Below are 798 nucleotides of genomic sequence, written 5' to 3' on the forward strand. Positions count from 1 at the left end.
GATCCCGCGCTCGGGGGTCTACTCGGTGCGCGCCGGACCGGTGCTTGCGGACAACATCCGCGCCGTGCTGACCGGCCGCCGCCTGCGCCCGTATCGCCCGCAGCGCGACGCGCTCTACATCGTCGGCACCGGCGAGCCCTACGCGATCGCGACGCGCAACGGCGTTATCGTCGAGGGTGCCTGGGTGTGGCGCTGGAAGGACTGGATCGACCGGCGCTTCATGCGCCGCTTCAACGAGCTGCCCGAGATGACGCAGGCGCCCACCGGAGCTGCCTCGCCGCTCGCGGATAAGCAGGCGCTGCGCGACATCTCGGCGATCGCGATGCGCTGCGGTGGCTGCGGCGCCAAGGTGGGCGCGACGGTGCTGACGCGCGCGCTCGGCGCGATCGAGCCGGCGCCGAACCCGGACGTGCTGGTCGGGCTCGACGCGCCGGACGACGCCGCGGTGGTGGACACCGGCGGGAAGCAGCTCACGGTGCACACGGTCGACTACTTCCGCGCGATCGTCGATGATCCGTTCCGGTTCGGTATGATCGCGGCGAACCACGCGCTCGGCGACCTCTACGCGATGGGCGCGGAACCGCACACCGCACTTGCAATCGCGACCGTGCCGTACGGGCTCGAGGCGAAGGTGGAGGCGGATCTCGCGGCGATGATGGCGGGTGCGAACGACGTGCTGCGCGAGGCTGGCTGCGCGCTGGTCGGTGGGCATACCAGCGAGGGCGCGGAGCTCTCGCTCGGCTTCGCGCTGAACGGCCTGGTCGCGCGCGACCGCATCCTGCGCAAGGAGGGCCTGCG

Annotated in this window: 1 protein-coding gene; it reads left to right on the plus strand. The window is 71.9% G+C overall.

Annotated elements, in window-relative coordinates; translation table 11 throughout:
• Positions 1–798: selenide, water dikinase SelD (gene selD / locus ACTIFU_RS23880; protein WP_439580817.1), on the plus strand; the 798-nt coding region annotated here is incomplete at both ends.

The organism is Elioraea sp., from assembly GCF_051860475.1.
In the GTDB taxonomy this organism is placed as follows: domain Bacteria; phylum Pseudomonadota; class Alphaproteobacteria; order Acetobacterales; family Acetobacteraceae; genus Elioraea.